This is a genomic window from Vibrio sp. 378, assembly GCF_033339435.1.
Genome location: NZ_JAWOUO010000933.1, coordinates 1 through 568, shown reverse-complemented (window position 1 = coordinate 568; position 568 = coordinate 1). Strand labels below are relative to the sequence as shown.

Annotated in this window: 1 protein-coding gene; it reads right to left on the bottom strand. The window is 44.4% G+C overall.

Translation table 11 applies throughout. From position 1 onward, the window contains the following. Positions 1–155: 155 nt before the first annotated feature. The coding region (locus R7Q48_RS29680) for a DUF4198 domain-containing protein (RefSeq protein ID WP_318133959.1) at positions 156–568 on the bottom strand (413 nt) is incomplete at its 5' end.

Sequence of the window (568 nt, the reverse complement as noted above, 5' to 3'; positions counted from 1 at the left end):
ATCACTTTATCTTGAGATAAATGACAACTCATTAGAGGAAAGTGAGCAGAAGCGTGAAAGGAAGAAAGTCCAGCCAATAGCAGAGCAGCTTTAAGAATAGAAGTGTTGTTCATGTTGATTCCAAAATGGCTCAGCGCTTGCTGAGCCTAATTCGATTAGTTGAGTAGAGTTTCAAACGTTAGGTGTACATTCGCGCTGGTTTTGTCAGCTAATGGGTGATTGTTCAACTCACCTTTGTAGTTCGCTTTCATTAGATAGCGCCCTGCCACGTCTGGCGTAAAAGTAATTTTTCCGTCTTTATCACTCACCACATCAATTTGCTCTTGATGGTTGCGATACAACGTTCCTTCACGCGTGATCTCTGCCGTCACACCTTGTTGAGGTTTGCCATCGAAGAAGAACTGGAACGTCACCGCTTCACCTTCAATGATGTCAGATGGGTGAGTCAGCGGTTTTAGCTCTAGCAATTTGCCTTCAATTTCTAACGCTTTTTCTGTTGGTTTACCGACCGTGATGTAGCTTTCTGCGCGGGCGTAGCTTAGCTGAGTCACCACATCACGCGTTTTTT